Raw genomic sequence first — 15,495 nt, 5'->3', positions numbered from 1 at the left:
GCCGGTTTTCAAGACCGGTGCCTTCAACCACTCGACCATTCCTCCGTGATTTAAACGAGGCGAATAATACGTTTTTTAACAAATCTCGTCAAGAACAAAACAGCATATTTTTCTTGAGTGATTATTTTTAATTCAAAATAAAAAATCGGCACGTTACCGCGCCAATCTTTCAACTATTCCGCTCTCGCACGAGTAGGTTCGGAATATACGTGGCTAATCGCACTGTGATGCCCCGCCGCGCCTTTACCATAAAAATAATAACGTGATTCTTGCCATTCCGTTATCGGAAATGGTCGTGAGACTTCTTCACTCGCTTTGGCAAGCGTCATTTCTGCTTTGGTATGAATAACCGAAGAAATCGTACCTAAGCGACCATTAAACTCATAACGACGGACAAATCCCATATTATTTTCAGCCGACTCCGATTGAATGGTTTCAGTCGATTCAATTTCTCCACATGCCTCACTATGAAGGCGTTCTAAGGATTTTTGCACCTTTTTCTGTACGGATTCGTTTGCTGGTTGAGTAATGAAATCAAAAGCCGGTTTTATATCTACCGTTTTTTCTTCAACAACAATGTCTGTTATCGGTGTGATAAATCCTTTTTTAATTTTCTCTTGCTCAAGCAATTCGTCTACCGATAGAAAATTATTTTCTTTCAAGGTATTTGCCGTCGAATAATCGATCCAGGCTTTACCACTCGCCAATTCCGGTGAAGCCACTGCAGCAAACAACGGCATTGGTGATTTAGGCTCAACTCGGCGACGACGCTGATTATTTGAAACGCGCAAATGGCGCGGCGTACGACGTTGACGCTCCTGACGTGGCTGCTCTGTTGCTTCAGACTGAATTGGTTCAACTATTGTAGGCTCAACTGTAGTTTCAATCTTTGGTACTTCTGGCGGATTATCTTCAATACGTACACGTTTACGTAAATCGCGACGCTGACGACGTTGTTGCAGAGCCTGTTCAGATTTTCCTTCCGTTTGAGTTTCCGATGCCCCGACAAAATTAAGCGAACTTTCCGTCGTATTTCTTTCGAGTGAATTTTCGTCTGCAATATTGCGACGTGAACGACGAACGTTGTGTTCGCGAACCGGACGAAGGTTTTCTTCCTCGAATTTCTCCGTTTCCGAACTTTCTATTCTTGAACGACGCGATACATTACGGCGTTCTGGTGAACGGCGTTGATTACGGTTGTTATGGTTATTGCGGTTATTTTGCGGCTTTTCTTCTACCAATTCAGATACGAACAATCTTTTGATTCTCGCGATGATTTTTGTCAACAAAGAAGGTTCGCTCATTTTGCGTTCTATCGGTGTCGGTGCGGCTTCAGAAATCGAAAGAGAAACCGCCGCGTTTTCTACCGCCGGTTGTTCAACGACGAGCGGACTTTCTACATTACGAGAAATTAAGGACTCCTCGGTCGAATCCTCTTCTGAGCAATGAACTTTCGCCAAGTTATAGCTTAATTCGTTCACTTCTTCGCCGTCACGTAAACGGAATACGCTGAAATGCGGTGTTTCCATTGCCTCATTTGGCGCAACGATGACATCCACATTATGACGTTTTTCAATGCTGCTGATAGCTTTACGTTTTTCATTCAATAAGTAAGAAGCAATTTGCACTGGCACGATAGTATGCACTTGTTTGGTGTTTTCTTTTAGGGCCTCTTCTTCGATTAAACGCAAAATGGATAAAGATAGGGATTCATTATCACGCACTTTACCGGTGCCTTGACAACGCGGACAAATATGATGTGACGATTCACCAAGAGACGGACTCAAACGTTGACGCGACATTTCCAGCAAACCGAAACGGGAGATTCGGCTGATTTGAATACGTGCACGATCTTGGCGCACTGCATCGCGAATACGGTTCTCTACTTCACGTTGATGACGAACCGGCGTCATATCAATAAAGTCGATCACCACCAAACCACCTAAGTCGCGCAAACGTAATTGACGCGCGATTTCGTCGGCCGCTTCAAGGTTGGTATTTAAGGCAGTTTCTTCAATATCGCCGCCACGAGTCGAACGCGCAGAGTTGATATCAATGGCGGTTAAGGCTTCGGTCACATCAATCACAATGGAACCGCCGGACGGCAAACGCACTTCACGTTGGAAGGCAGATTCGATTTGCGATTCAATTTGATAATGACTGAAAAGCGGTACTTCGCCTTGGTAAAGTTTCACGCGATTAATGAAATCAGGACGCACTAGTTTGATATGCTCTTTGGCTTTTTCAAACACTTTCGGGCTGTCAATTAAGATTTCGCCGATGTCGCGACGCAAATAATCGCGGATTGCGCGCACGATCACATCACTTTCTTGGTGAATTAAAAACGGCGCCGGACGGCTTTGAGAGGCTTGTTTAATCGCATCCCAATGATGCAATAGCACTTTTAAATCCCATTGCAATTCTTCCGGTGATTTACCCACACCGGCAGTACGCACGATTAAACCCACACCTTCCGGCACATCTAAAGAACTTAAGGCTTCTTTTAATTCAGTGCGCTCATCACCTTCAATACGACGAGAAATACCACCAGCACGCGGATTATTTGGCATAATCACCAAATAACTCCCCGCGAGGGAAACAAAGGTTGTCAATGCAGCGCCTTTATTACCGCGCTCTTCTTTATTCACTTGAACGATAACCTCTTGGCCCTCGCTCAAAATATCGCGAATATTCGGACGACCTTGGAATACATAGTCTGCCGGGAAATATTCACGTGCAATTTCTTTTAACGGTAAAAAACCGTGACGTTCTGCACCATAATCGACAAAAGCCGCTTCAAGGCTTGGTTCAACGCGGGTAATCTTCCCTTTGTAGATATTGGCTTTTTTTTGTTCGTGTCCCGGACTTTCGATATCCAGGTCAAAAAGGCGTTGTCCATCCACAAGCGCCACACGCAACTCTTCTTTTTGAGTCGCATTGATTAACATTCTTTTCATTGTCAATTCTCTTTTTTAGATTTTAAAAATACCTCGAAAACAAACCGCACTTTGCTTCGTTATCGACCTCGTGTTTCACGCGTCAGTCAATCTCACGATTGTATGTTGCTGGGTGCATTGATAACGTTAGTAAACAATAAATAATCGTTTTATAAAACAACGCGATATTCCACACGCGTTGCAAGCGGCTGGTTTGATTCAAGAAAAATTGTTGATTATCAATGTCTTATGCCGAACGCTGCATTGAGTTTTGAACAACAAATCTTGTCAATTTTCAGCGCCGAATTTAAGGCGCAAAAAGACGCTCTATTATCCACGGAAAGCCGTAAATTGGCAAGGCGATTATTATCCTCCAAACGCTTTTATGATATGATTCGTACCCATTTTCAAAAGGGAAAAACATGACGGAACAAAAAGAGAAAATTATCAATGCGGTGGTGAAAACACTGGTCATTAGTGAGGACGAAAGCGGACAACGCATTGATAATTATTTGTTGGCGAAACTTAAAGGCGTACCGAAAAGCTTGATTTATCGCATTGTGCGTAAAGGGGAAGTACGGGTAAACAAAGGACGAATTAAGCCGGAATATAAATTACAAACGGGCGATGTGGTGCGTGTACCGCCGGTACGCGTAGCGCAGCAAAACGATACGCAGGTTTCCAAGAACTTAAATAAAGTGGCTGCACTGGAAAACCAAATCCTGTTTGAAGACGATTGTTTAATCGTGCTAAATAAGCCGTCCGGCATCGCGGTGCATGGTGGCAGCGGATTAAACTTCGGCGTTATTGAAGCCTTGCGTGCACTGCGCCCTGAAGCGCATTTTTTGGAACTTGTGCATCGTTTAGATCGCGATACTTCAGGCATTTTACTCATTGCTAAAAAACGTTCCGCATTGCGCAATTTACATGAGCAACTACGCATAAAAACCGTACAAAAAGATTATCTCGCCTTAGTACGTGGGCAGTGGCAATCGCATATAAAAGCAATTCAAGCGCCGTTATTAAAAAACGAGCTTTCCAGCGGCGAGCGAATCGTGCGAGTAAGCGAACAAGGCAAGCCTTCGGAGACCCGTTTCTCAATTGAAGAACGTTATCCGAACGCTACTTTGGTAAAAGCCTCACCGGTAACCGGTCGCACCCATCAAATCCGCGTGCATACTCAATATGCAGGACATCCGATTGCGTTAGATGACAAATACGGCGATAAGGAATTTGATGAACAAATACAGAAACTCGGTTTAAATCGCTTATTTTTACACGCTTTTTCTATTCGTTTCGAGCATCCTAAAACGGGTGAAACCTTGCGTTTTAACGCGCCACTTGATGACAAAATGAAATTAGTGTTGAAAAAGTTACGGGAAAGCAAATAGACAAATTCGGCGTTTGTTGCTATATTTGAGCGCGGAGACAACAAGTTTCTATCAAACTTTTCATAATAACGACAAAAGGATAGCAAAATGGCAAAAGGACAATCTTTACAAGATCCTTATTTAAATGCGCTACGTCGCGAGCGTATTCCTGTATCGATTTATCTTGTGAACGGAATTAAATTACAAGGTCAAATCGAATCGTTTGATCAATTCGTGATTTTATTGAAAAACACTGTAAATCAAATGGTCTACAAACACGCAATATCCACCGTAGTACCGGCGCGTTCCGTATCTCACCACAACAGTAACCATCACGCTGCAACGCCGGCGGAAGTGGCGGAAGAAAGAGAAACGCAAGCCGAATAACCTTCTCGAATGAATAATCAATATATTAAAAGTGCGGTTGAAAATTTAACGGAAATTTCAACCGCACTTTCTTTATCTTCCAAAACCAATTCACGATGCGACAATGTTATTGTCGTACAGGTTTACTTTTCGCAAAACCCAAATATCGAAGAACTACAAGAATTTCTTCTGCTTGCCGATTCTGCCGGAGCGGCTGTGTTAGAAATCATTACCGTCGGCCGTCGTGCGCCGCACGCCAAATATTTCGTAGGCGAAGGCAAAGCACAAGAAATCGCCGCAGCAGTGAAAACGCACAATGCCAATGCGGTGCTGGTAAACCACCTACTTACACCTGCGCAAACGCGCAATTTAGAAAGCTTATGCGGTTGCCGCGTGGTGGATCGCACCGGGGTAATTTTAGATATTTTCGCCCAACGCGCCCGTTCGCACGAAGGGAAATTACAAGTGGAACTGGCGCAACTCAACCATTTAGCCGCGCGCCTCGTGCGCCGTAAAACCGGTTTGGATCAACAAAAAGGTGCGGTAGGTTTACGCGGCCCCGGTGAAACCCAATTGGAAACGGATCGTCGTTTAATTAAAGTGCGCATTGCTCAGTTGCAAAATCGTTTAGCAAAAGTGGAAAAACAACGCCGTCAAAATCGCCAAACCCGACAAAAAGCGGAGATTCCCACCGTTTCTTTGGTCGGTTATACCAATGCGGGCAAATCCACTTTGTTTAATGCCATCACACAAGCCGATGTTTACGCTGCTGATCAACTGTTCGCCACGCTTGATCCGACCTTGCGCCGTCTATCAATTCAAGATGTCGGCACAACGATTGTTGCGGATACCGTGGGCTTTGTACGTCAACTGCCGCACGCTCTGATTTCCGCCTTCAAATCCACCTTGCAGGAAACCGTAGAAGCGAGCCTTTTATTGCATGTGATTGATGCCACCGACGTACGGAAATGGGAAAATATTGAGGCCGTCAATGCGGTGCTAAATGAGATCGGCGCGAACCACGTACCGACTTTATTGATATATAACAAAATCGATTTATTGGAAAACGTGGAACCGCACATTGAATACGATGATGAACATAAACCGGTCGCGGTTTACCTTTCTGCACATAACGGCGAAGGCACGGATTTACTGTTGGAAGCGATTAGAACGCGGCTAAAAAACGAGATGCTTTCATTGACCCTCACGCTTCTGCCACACCAAGGAAAACTTCGCCATGCACTGTATCGGCTCAATGCGGTGCTGAACGAGCAAGTCACCGAGCAAGGAGAATTTATCTTAAAAGTGCAAATTGCTAAGGTGGAATGGTTGAAGTTGTGCAAACGCTTTCCAGAATCAATTTATTTTTCACCTTGTCCGCAAACGAACGAATAAAAATATCACCCAGAGGCGAGATAAATTATTTCTGCTGATGATAAATCATCTCCGCGCCCATCCACACGCCATGATCGAAGCAATAAGTATATTTCATCGGGATGTGAAAATGTGGTCGATTCTGAAAAAGCTTTCGCAAAAATGGATGGTGCAACAATTCCGCCTGTTCGTTATAACTTTGCCGATCGGAGATTTCAATCAACACGTTCGGTTCTGCAAGCAACACCTTTTCCAATGAAAAATTTTGTGTCGTAAGCGGCATTTTTAAGGGGGTTAAACCGAGCAAATCAAGCAAAATAGAATATTGTGGAAAATCGCCGACGGGGCCTGTATCAGAAAGTATAAGCGTATCGGTAACGCTAGACGACAGATTTAAACGAGAGTGTTGCGATTTTAATTTATCAATCAAAGCTTCCGCATGCCTTTCATTACCCGTCAGCTTACCGAGTTGCAATATCAGCGCAAATAATTCTTCAGGCGTTTGCGGGCTATCGTTAATCGGCACAATTTTGGCACCGAGTTTTTTTAAATCGGCTGCTAGTCGCGGATAAAAAGTCTCATTAATTAATAATGTTTTATCGAGATAGGGCAATAATGACGTAAGTGTAACTTCAAGCGCAGGTTTGTCACGGTTCACTTTATCCAACATCATCAACGGATTTTTGGAATAAAGCGATTGCGCGGAAATTTGTTCGGGCCGCGCTAATTCGGCCAACAAACGATCGCTACAAAGAGTAAGTGAAACGAATTGCTCCGCAGATGCTGAAAGCGAAAGAAAAAATGCGATGGAAAATATGCGTGTTTTCAACATATCGGTTAATAAAAATATTACTTTTCAATCGTATAAATCATAATTTTTATAGGACAACCCGATTATTTTTGCGAATCGGATCGCAAAAGTTCGGTCGATTTATTGTTGGTTTTTAGGAAAATTGGAAAATAGCGGGCGTTGATTCTATCAACATTTTAACCATTAACAAGGATACCCTATGAAATTAGTCAAAACCTTTATCAGTGCTTACGTACTTGGCGGCGCATTATTTAACGGCAGTGTTTTTGCGGCAGAAAAAGCGGCAGAGCCTGCTGCTATGGTACAAACCGCAAACGCTGAAACCCAACAAACCGCCGATATGGGCAATAAACTCAATATTAATACCGCAACGGCAGGTGAAATCCAAAAAGCATTAACCGGTATCGGGGCGAAAAAAGCGGAAGCTATCGTACAATACCGTGAGAAACATGGTAATTTCACCACAGCAGAACAATTACTTGAAGTGCAAGGCATCGGTAAAGCGACACTTGAAAAAAATCGCGATCGCTTGACCTTTTAAATTTTAAATCGCGTTATTAACTAAAAAATCCGCTGACTGATCATTTAGCCATGCGGATTTCTTATGCCCCAAAAGCAGAGCCGAAACTCTGCTTTTCTCTTTATTGCAAACTAAACCGAATAGGTACCGAAATGCTACCGGAGAGTCCTGCCGGTTTAGGACCGATCGGTTTGACATTTCTCACTGCCTTCAATGCGGCGTTATCCAGACTTTCATCACCCGATGATTTTATTACGCTTTCGCCACTTAAAGAACCATCATTGCCCACATTAAATGCAATATGTACAACGCCTTGTTTGCGCATCATTCTTGCACGTTGCGGATATCCTTTGCGCCGTTCAATTTCACGATATAAGGCGGCTTTATAAGCAGCGATTTCATCGGTACTAGAACCCGTTCCCGCCATATTTGCATTAGTATTTGTCGCTCCCGTTGTCGTCGCTTTAGAATTAGCCGAATTCAATGAATTCACGTTTTTATCGCCTGTCGGTAAATTTTTCGGTAAATTCGTCGATTTCTCAACGGGTTTCACCTCTTTCTTCGGTTTTTCTTTAGGTGGTTTCGGCTTATCTTCCGTTTTTTTCTCCGGTTCTTTTTTCTTTTCAGGCTCCGGCTTTTTAGTCGGATCGGCCACTATTTCTTCTTTTGGTTGTTCAGGTTCGGCTTTCAACGGTTCAGGCGCAGGTTCCGGCTCTTCAATGCGCATACCTTGTAACATTTCCATCGAAATACTGGTGGAAAGTTCACCGGCATGGTTATTTGCACTATCGCTCGGTTTGTGCCAATTCCACAGCAAGGCGCCGATAATCGCACCGTGTACGAGAACGGAAATTAACAACCCCAAGGATGAACGTTTCGCTTGTTGCATAACTCTTCCTATTTGGCTGCCGGGATGCTTGAAGAACCCGCATTACCACCTTTATCTTTCATGGATACGATAGCCACATTTTTAATATCGTTTTTCGCAAGCAAATCGGTGATACTGACAAAATCCTGGAAACTGGCTTCGGCATCAATTTTCAACGTGACTTTTTGATCTTTATTCCATTGACTAATTTCCGCTTCCAACGCTTCTTGAGAAATCGCTTTATCATTGAAATACAGCTCGCCATTTGCTGTTACGGTGAGCAATTTGGCTAATTCGTCCGATTTAAACGCCACCGCTGTACTGGCTTTCGGTACATTTACTTGAATTTTGCCTTGCGAGATAAAAGATGCGGTAACCAATACAATCGCCAACAATACCAGCATGATGTCGATAAAAGGAATAATATTGATTTCATCAAATTTTTTCACGGCTATTCCTTATCTTTTTGTGAATTTAGCACTTTCCATTTCAAACGGTTCACTTCAATTTTACGGTTTAAACCGTTATAAAACACCATAGAAGGAATCGCCACTAAAATACCCAATGCGGTGGCCTTCAAGGCTAAAGAAAGATGTAACATAATTTCGCCGGCATCTACATTACCGCCGCCCTGACCGATTTGGTAGAACGTGAGTAAAATCCCGATAACCGTGCCCAATAGTCCTACATAAGGCGCATTTGCCCCAACAGTAGAAATAATCGTCATATTACGATTCAAATCGATGTCCAAAGCATGAATATTGGAATATTTTCCGACGTTAATTTTGCTCAAAAAAATGAAACGCTCAATGGCCATCGCAAGCATAATTACGCTCATCAAAAGCAAAAGTCCGATAATAATGTAATCGCTATATTGTTGAAGAAATTCAAAAAGTTGAGGCATCGTTTTATCCTTAATCTTAACTTAAATAGAAAAGTAATTGAGAATTAGTTTCAATTAGGTGGGAAATTCTAGCAAAAGGATAGAACGCCGTAAATACGAATTATTTAATAAGACAACAATTTTCGACCACACTTTGATTCAAAACAAAAAGCGTGGCCAATTTTTAAAGCTGTTGGTGGAGAAAATCCAGTACTACTTGATGATGCTCGCCGGTTTTAAATTTATCGAAAACATGCTGAATTTTACCGGTCTCATCAAGCAAAAAGCTAACACGATGAATACCGTCATAAGTTTTGCCCATAAATTTTTTCTCGCCCCATACACCGAATTGTTCTGCCACTTGATGATCTTCATCAGCCAACAAAGTGAAATTAAGATCTTTTTTGTCGGCAAATTGTGCCAATTTTTTAGGACTGTCCGGACTGATACCCAAAATTACTACACCTAATTTTTCCAATTCGTTTTTGGCATCACGTAAACCACAAGCCTGCGTAGTACAACCCGGCGTAAGCGCTTTCGGATAAAAATAAATCAGTACTTTTCGACCTTTAAATTGCGCTAACGAAACAGGTCGATTATTTTGGTCGTTTAATGTAAATTGTGGCACCGCATCGCCTGCTTGTAATGTTTTCATAGAAAATCCTCCATTTTCAAAATAAAAAATGATTTGCAAATTTGAGCTATTTTAGCGATCCTAACGAATGCTTTTCAAACATAAAAATCATAACGCATAAACGGAGGTTCTATGTCTACGCAAAATTCCTTATTTTCCGGCAGCATCGTAGCTTTAATTACACCGATGAACAGCCACGGCTGTATTGATTTTGATACTTTAGAAAAACTGGTTGAATATCATATCGACGCCGGCACTGATGCCATCGTCTCCGTGGGTACCACCGGCGAATCCGCAACGCTGAGTATTGAAGAAAACGTGAAAGTAATTGAAAAAACCGTAGAACTTGCCAAAGGCAGAATTCCGGTTATCGCCGGCACCGGTGCGAATGCTACCAGCGAAGCCATCATGATGACCAAACTATTGCGCGATAGCGGCGTGGCGGGTTGTCTTTCGGTCGTACCTTACTACAACAAACCAACCCAAGAAGGTATGTATCAACACTTCAAAGCAATCGCCGAATGTACCGACTTACCCCAAATTCTTTACAATGTACCGGGACGTACCGGCAGCGATATGAAACCGGAAACCGTGGCACGTTTGGCGAAAATTAAAAATATCATCGGCATTAAAGAAGCGACCGGCGACGTCAGCCGCATAACCGAAATTAAAAAATTAGCCGGCGACGATTTCATCGTATTAAGCGGCGATGACGCGACTGGTTTGGAAGCAATGAAGCTCGGCGCAGAAGGCGTAATTTCAGTCACCAATAATCTTGCAGCCAAAGACATGGCGGAGATCTGTCATTTAGCCCGCACCGGTGAATTCAGTAAAGCGGAAATGATTAATGCCCGTTTAATGGCGCTCCACCATGATTTATTTGTCGAATCCAACCCGATTCCGGTGAAATGGGCGGCTTATCGTCTAGGCCTCATCAAATCACCATTTCTACGCTTGCCGCTCACTGTATTAAGCGAAAGCGCACAACCAAAAGTCGAAGCAGCATTAAAAACTGCCGGCTTGCTTTGATTCCCTCGGGGTCGAATATTCGACTCTAAATTGATTAGAAAATTGACTGTCAAAGTGCAGTCATTTTTTATTTATTTAAAGGATTTCTCCATGAAAAAACTACTTTTAGGATTAGCGAGCATCCATTTATTATGCGCTTGCTCCGGCGATCCCGAAAAACAACAAAATGCCAACGACACCTATCAGAAATTAGATGCCTCCGTACCCAATTTTTCTCCATTGGCCAGCGGCGGCGTAAATTTGCCTAAAGCGGACAATACCTTCGAATTGCCACAAGTTGATATTAAAAAAAGCGCCACCATCGACATTCGCCCGCCGTCCGTTCCTCTGGCTATCATCAAAAATTCCCTAACCCAATTTGACGGCGAACGTGCACTTATCGTGTATTCAGAGGAGCAAACCTCTCTTTATAACCTCCAACAAATTCAACGTTTATTAAAAGAAGAAGGCATTGATTCCACGCTCAATGGCGCGATTTTGCTGACGGATTGGCATAGCACCGGACGCGCCGACGATAAAGCCGACACCGAAATTCGTTATCAAGTGGAGCAGGTATCCGTACGCGATAGCGGCGCGTTAGCGGTTTCAGTAGCACAAATGCGCCGCGACGGCATTTTATTTACGCCGGATATCACGGAAAAACAACGCTATACGGCCGATCGTTTGAATCGTTTCGTAGCGGCGCTGACCAACGCCTATAACAAGCAACAACAAGATTTGAGCAACGCTACCGTCGGCCCATTTCAATCTACTTTAATCACTGACAGCAACGGCAAAACTGCATTGAGTATGGAAGCAACCTTCGCGCAAGCTTGGCAAAAATTAAGTTATGCGTTACCCAAAATCGGCTTTGAAACCCAGTCTGCTACGCCGGGACGCGGGCAGCGCGAACTTAAATATTCGCCATTAGATAATGAGGAATGGTTGCGTTTGGGCATAACCCGACCAGATTTAGAAAAAGGCACTTACTTTATGCAACTCTCCGCCGTTGGCAAACAAAGCGCACTGGTAATCAGCGATGAAAAAGAGCATGCGCTTACCGATGAAACCGCCCGAGCGATTTATCGTGCATTAAGCACCTTACTTGCTCAATAAAAACAGCGGCGGACAGAACCGACAGACGCCGGCGTTTATCGAAGATTTATTGAATCTAAGCATGATTTTGTGATTAAAAAATAGCACCGCATTGGAACGCTTCCAATGCGGTGCTATTTTGAATGTTCAACCAAACGATGGGGCAAAAATACCGTCGATCTTTTTTGTTTATAAAATGATCATATCATCGCGATGAAGCGCCACGGCGCCGTATTCGTAGCCGAGAATCGCTTCGATATCTTGCGACTTTTTGCCTTTGATTAACAGCAACGCATCACTGTTGTAACGCGGCATGCCAAGCGCAATGTCTTTGCCCGCCGGATTGCGGATTTTCACCACTTCGCCGCGCGAAAAGCGGCCTTCCACCGTAACGATGCCGGCTGGCAGCAGCGATTTATTTTGCTCGAGCATGGCTTTTTCCGCGCCCTCATCAATCGTCAACACACCGGCGCATGGCGCGGCAAACAGCCATTGTTTGCGACTTTCCAGACGATCTGATTGGTGCGCGATAAACTTAGTTCCAATGCGGTGCTCGTGGACAAGATCAAAAATCACATTCGGACGCGCGCCCGGCGCAATAATCGTTTCGACACCGGACCGCGTCGCCACATCTGCCGCGATAATTTTCGTCATCATGCCGCCCGTGCCAAGGTGGGTGCCACTGCCGCCCGCAATGGCGCGAATATGATCGGTAATTTGCGCCACCACGGGAATGAGTTGCGCGTTGGGATTCTTACGCGGATCGCTATCAAACAGCCCTTGTTGATCCGTCAGCAAATAAAGCTGTTCGGCTTGCACTAGAATAGCCACCAAGGCGGATAAATTATCGTTGTCGCCCACTTTAATTTCAGCCGTCGCCACGGCGTCATTTTCGTTAATCACCGGAATAATTCGATTATCCAACAACGCGTGCAAGGTGTCGCGCGCATTCAAAAAACGTTCGCGATCTTCAATATCGGCGCGGGTCAACAAAATTTGTCCGATGTGAATATCATAAATCGCGAACAATTTTTCCCAAGCTTGAATCAACTGGCTTTGTCCCACCGCTGCGAGCAGTTGCTTGGAGGCGATGGTCGGCGGCAGTGACGGATGATTCAAGTAATGACGCCCGGCGGCAATCGCTCCGGAAGTGACGATCAGCACGCGATAACCTTGCTGATGCAGTTGCGCAATTTGGCGCACGATGTCCACCATATGCGGCGCATTTAATTTCGGCGATCCTAAGGTTAAAGTGCTGGTGCCGAATTTCACTACAATCGTTTTTTTATTCATTTTTAGCTCGCTTATCGTTATTTTACCGGGTCGAAACGCCACATACGTTAGCATCAAAGCGGTTAAAAAGCATTAAAATTATGCGGCGCTGTGATATAGTGCGGACGCATTTTAAGGAGAAGTTTTATGACGTTTAGTTTAATCGTTGCCGCCACCTTAAACGGCGTGATCGGTAAAGATAATCAAATGCCTTGGCATCTGCCCGCCGACCTTGCTTGGTTCCGTCAAAATACGACCGGCAAACCAGTAATTATGGGGCGTAAAACCTTTGAAAGCATCGGCCGCCCGTTGCCGAAACGAACAAATATCGTGCTTTCCCGCAAGCCTTACGAATACGAAGGCGTAATTTGGAAGGAAAGCCTCGAAAGCGCACTGGAGGCGGTTAAAGAGTCAGAAGAAATTATGTTGATCGGCGGTGGCGAATTGTTCAAACAATATTTGCCGTATGCGGATAAATTGTATTTAACTCAAATCCAAGCGCACATCGACGGCGATACGTTTTTCCCTTTATTGAACTGGGACGAATGGGAAATTGAATTCGAACAATACCGCGAGAAAGATGAGCAGAATCCTTATGCTTGTCGTTTTTTAATTTTGCGGAAAAAGCTGAAAACAGACCGCAAAATTTAAAGCAAAAACATGGAACAACAACCCTCGATTTCAGCACCGCATTGAATTCGCGCCGGACGGCAAGATCGCATTTGCTGAATATCGGTTTAACATAAAAAAACGGTATTTCAATAAGAAATACCGTTTTTCTTAATTTACCTCTTTTACCCGTAACTCTTTCGGAACTTCAAAGAACATATTTTCTTCCAAGCCTTGAAGCTCTTCCACGGTGGTGACGCCGAATTCTTTCAGTCGGGAAATAATAGATTGCACCAGTTCTTCCGGGGCGGATGCACCGGCTGTAATACCGATGGTTTGCACGCCATCAAACCAATCGGCGCGAATATCTGAAGGATCATCCAAAAGCTGTGATTTCACCCCCATCCGCGAAGCCAATTCCGCCAAACGATTAGAGTTAGACGAGTTTTTAGATCCTACCACAAGCACCAAATCCGATTGTTTCGCCAATTCACGCACCGCTTCCTGACGGTTGGTAGTGGCATAACAAATATCGTTTTTATGCGGGCCTTGAATAGCGGGATATTTTTCTTTCAGGGCCGCGATGGTTTCCGCGGTGTCGTCTAAGGACAGCGTAGTTTGCGTCATAAAAGTGAGTTCGTCATTTTCCTGCACCGGTAAGCGTGCAATATCTTCCACGCTTTCGATCAAATAAATGCCACCATCATCATTACTATATTGCCCCATGGTGCCTTCCACTTCCGGGTGACCTTTATGCCCAATTAAAATGGCTTTGGTACCTTTGCGACTGGCACGCGCCACCTGCATGTGCACTTTGGTTACCAACGGGCAAGTGGCGTCGAAGACTTTCAGATTGCGTTCTTTCGCTTCCTGACGCACCGCTTGGGACACGCCGTGTGCGGAGAAAATCACAATGGCACCGTCCGGCACTTCGCTTAATTCTTCCACAAAAATGGCGCCACGCTCACGCAAGCCGTTCACCACGAAACGGTTATGTACCACTTCATGCCGCACATAAATAGGCGCGCCGTGAATTTCCAGCGCCAGCTCCACGATGCTGATGGCACGATCCACGCCGGCACAGAAACCACGCGGATTAGCTAAAATTATCTTCATTTTTGACCGCTCTTTTCTGCTTGCTGTTTATCTTGTACTTTTTTCTTTTCGCTTTTGAACGCGTCTAACGCCAACAAACCGGCACCGATACAAATGGCAATGTCCGCTACATTAAATACCGGATAATGATAAATATCCCAATAAAAATCCAAGAAATCCACCACAAACCCGTTATAAGCGCGATCCGCCATATTCGCCAACGCACCACCGATAATCAATGCATAAGCCGCATTTTGGAGTTTTTGTGTTGCACGGTTTTTGGCTAAGAAATAAATCAACATACCGGAAATCCCCAACGCCAACAGGATAAAGAAATATTGCTGCCAACCGCTATGATCCGCCAAAAAGCTAAAGGCCGCACCATAGTTGCGTACGTAAGTCAAATTAAATACCGGCAGTACATTCACGCTTTCGTATAAATCGAATTTCTGCACCACAATATATTTAATGAGCAAATCAAGCACAAAAGCCACTGCACTGAGCCAAAGAAAAGAAAGGCCGGATTTGTTTTTTGCCATAAGGATTCCTAAATAAAGAAAAGTGCGGTCAAAATTTGCAAGATGATGTCGCCGTTGCACAACGCTGAAATTACTCTCACAAAATAGCACCGCATTGGAGCCGTTTTCAATGCGG

The 15,495-nt window shown here is 44.2% G+C and carries 15 protein-coding genes, 1 tRNA gene and 2 pseudogenes (1 of these 18 running past the window's edge); 7 read left to right on the top strand and 11 right to left on the bottom strand.

The window, feature by feature from the left end; all coding sequences use genetic code 11:
- From ACO59Y_RS02190 to rne, 3 genes and pseudogenes are all read right to left on the bottom strand, one after another.
- A tRNA-Ser gene (locus ACO59Y_RS02190) sits at positions 1 to 45 on the bottom strand; it reaches 56 nt to the left of the window's first position.
- A gap of 128 nt (positions 46 to 173) precedes the next feature.
- A pseudogene (locus tag ACO59Y_RS02185) lies at positions 174 to 404 on the bottom strand (polyhydroxyalkanoate depolymerase); the annotation flags it as partial.
- Positions 405 to 464: 60 nt separating this feature from the next.
- Positions 465 to 2,957 (bottom strand): annotated as a pseudogene (gene rne, locus ACO59Y_RS02180) (ribonuclease E); the annotation flags it as partial.
- Positions 2,958 to 3,358: 401 nt separating this feature from the next.
- On the opposite strand from rne, the gene rluC reads away from it, so the two are divergent.
- The 3 genes from rluC (at position 3,359) to hflX (ending at position 6,067) form a co-directional block, all read left to right on the top strand.
- A complete protein-coding gene (rluC, locus tag ACO59Y_RS02175; RefSeq protein WP_486130234.1) occupies positions 3,359 to 4,327 on the top strand; it encodes a 23S rRNA pseudouridine(955/2504/2580) synthase RluC in 969 nt (322 codons plus the stop codon).
- A gap of 87 nt (positions 4,328 to 4,414) precedes the next feature.
- The gene (gene hfq, locus ACO59Y_RS02170) at positions 4,415 to 4,693 is read left to right on the top strand and encodes an RNA chaperone Hfq (protein ID WP_373603231.1); all 279 of its coding nucleotides are present in this window, start codon (positions 4,415 to 4,417) and stop codon (positions 4,691 to 4,693) included.
- A gap of 9 nt (positions 4,694 to 4,702) precedes the next feature.
- Complete coding sequence (hflX, locus tag ACO59Y_RS02165; RefSeq protein WP_486130231.1) at positions 4,703 to 6,067, top strand: ribosome rescue GTPase HflX; 1,365 nt, start codon at positions 4,703 to 4,705, stop codon at positions 6,065 to 6,067.
- Between the two features lie 25 nt (positions 6,068 to 6,092).
- Here the strand turns inward: hflX and ACO59Y_RS02160 are convergent, their stop codons facing one another.
- Positions 6,093 to 6,878 (bottom strand): substrate-binding domain-containing protein, encoded by a 786-nt coding sequence (locus ACO59Y_RS02160; protein WP_486130229.1) that lies wholly within the window; start codon positions 6,876 to 6,878, stop codon positions 6,093 to 6,095.
- A gap of 178 nt (positions 6,879 to 7,056) precedes the next feature.
- Here ACO59Y_RS02160 and ACO59Y_RS02155 point away from each other — a divergent pair, with 178 nt between their 5' ends.
- Complete coding sequence (locus ACO59Y_RS02155) at positions 7,057 to 7,398, top strand: helix-hairpin-helix domain-containing protein (RefSeq protein ID WP_486130227.1); 342 nt, start codon at positions 7,057 to 7,059, stop codon at positions 7,396 to 7,398.
- A 100-nt stretch (positions 7,399 to 7,498) separates the two neighbouring features.
- Here the strand turns inward: ACO59Y_RS02155 and ACO59Y_RS02150 are convergent, their stop codons facing one another.
- The 4 genes from ACO59Y_RS02150 to bcp all read right to left on the bottom strand — a co-directional run bounded on the left by ACO59Y_RS02150 (position 7,499) and on the right by bcp (position 9,783).
- Positions 7,499 to 8,266 carry an energy transducer TonB family protein gene (locus ACO59Y_RS02150; protein ID WP_486130225.1) on the bottom strand — a complete coding sequence of 256 codons (768 nt, stop codon included), beginning with the start codon at positions 8,264 to 8,266 and terminating at the stop codon, positions 7,499 to 7,501.
- A gap of 8 nt (positions 8,267 to 8,274) precedes the next feature.
- Positions 8,275 to 8,694 carry a TonB system transport protein ExbD gene (exbD, locus tag ACO59Y_RS02145; protein ID WP_486130223.1) on the bottom strand — a complete coding sequence of 140 codons (420 nt, stop codon included), beginning with the start codon at positions 8,692 to 8,694 and terminating at the stop codon, positions 8,275 to 8,277.
- Between the two features lie 2 nt (positions 8,695 to 8,696).
- Positions 8,697 to 9,149: a TonB-system energizer ExbB gene (gene exbB / locus ACO59Y_RS02140; RefSeq protein ID WP_373603237.1), complete on the bottom strand. Its 453-nt coding sequence runs from the start codon at positions 9,147 to 9,149 to the stop codon at positions 8,697 to 8,699.
- 163 nt (positions 9,150 to 9,312) lie between these two features.
- Entirely contained in the window at positions 9,313 to 9,783 is a 471-nt protein-coding gene (gene bcp / locus ACO59Y_RS02135) for a thioredoxin-dependent thiol peroxidase (protein WP_486130220.1), read from the bottom strand.
- A gap of 111 nt (positions 9,784 to 9,894) precedes the next feature.
- On the opposite strand from bcp, the gene dapA reads away from it, so the two are divergent.
- Positions 9,895 to 10,791, top strand: coding sequence for a 4-hydroxy-tetrahydrodipicolinate synthase (gene dapA / locus ACO59Y_RS02130; protein WP_486130218.1), 897 nt, complete (start codon positions 9,895 to 9,897; stop codon positions 10,789 to 10,791).
- Positions 10,792 to 10,881: 90 nt separating this feature from the next.
- Positions 10,882 to 11,886, top strand: coding sequence for an outer membrane protein assembly factor BamC (gene bamC, locus ACO59Y_RS02125; protein ID WP_486130216.1), 1,005 nt, complete (start codon positions 10,882 to 10,884; stop codon positions 11,884 to 11,886).
- 168 nt (positions 11,887 to 12,054) lie between these two features.
- On the opposite strand, the gene proB is transcribed toward bamC, so the two are convergent.
- Positions 12,055 to 13,158: a glutamate 5-kinase gene (proB, locus tag ACO59Y_RS02120; protein WP_486130215.1), complete on the bottom strand. Its 1,104-nt coding sequence runs from the start codon at positions 13,156 to 13,158 to the stop codon at positions 12,055 to 12,057.
- A gap of 126 nt (positions 13,159 to 13,284) precedes the next feature.
- Between proB and folA the strand changes: the two genes are divergently transcribed.
- Positions 13,285 to 13,788, top strand: coding sequence for a type 3 dihydrofolate reductase (gene folA, locus ACO59Y_RS02115; protein WP_486130213.1), 504 nt, complete (start codon positions 13,285 to 13,287; stop codon positions 13,786 to 13,788).
- A gap of 129 nt (positions 13,789 to 13,917) precedes the next feature.
- Here the strand turns inward: folA and ispH are convergent, their stop codons facing one another.
- Together ispH and lspA are read right to left on the bottom strand one after the other, a co-directional pair.
- Positions 13,918 to 14,862 (bottom strand): 4-hydroxy-3-methylbut-2-enyl diphosphate reductase, encoded by a 945-nt coding sequence (gene ispH, locus ACO59Y_RS02110; RefSeq protein ID WP_486130211.1) that lies wholly within the window; start codon positions 14,860 to 14,862, stop codon positions 13,918 to 13,920.
- Positions 14,859 to 15,380 carry a signal peptidase II gene (gene lspA / locus ACO59Y_RS02105; protein ID WP_486130209.1) on the bottom strand — a complete coding sequence of 174 codons (522 nt, stop codon included), beginning with the start codon at positions 15,378 to 15,380 and terminating at the stop codon, positions 14,859 to 14,861. The genes ispH and lspA overlap by 4 nt, the downstream gene beginning before the upstream one ends.
- Between the last annotated feature and the right edge of the window lie 115 nt (positions 15,381 to 15,495).

This window comes from Rodentibacter sp., assembly GCF_057314195.1.
This window is presented reverse-complemented; position numbering and strand designations above follow the sequence as displayed.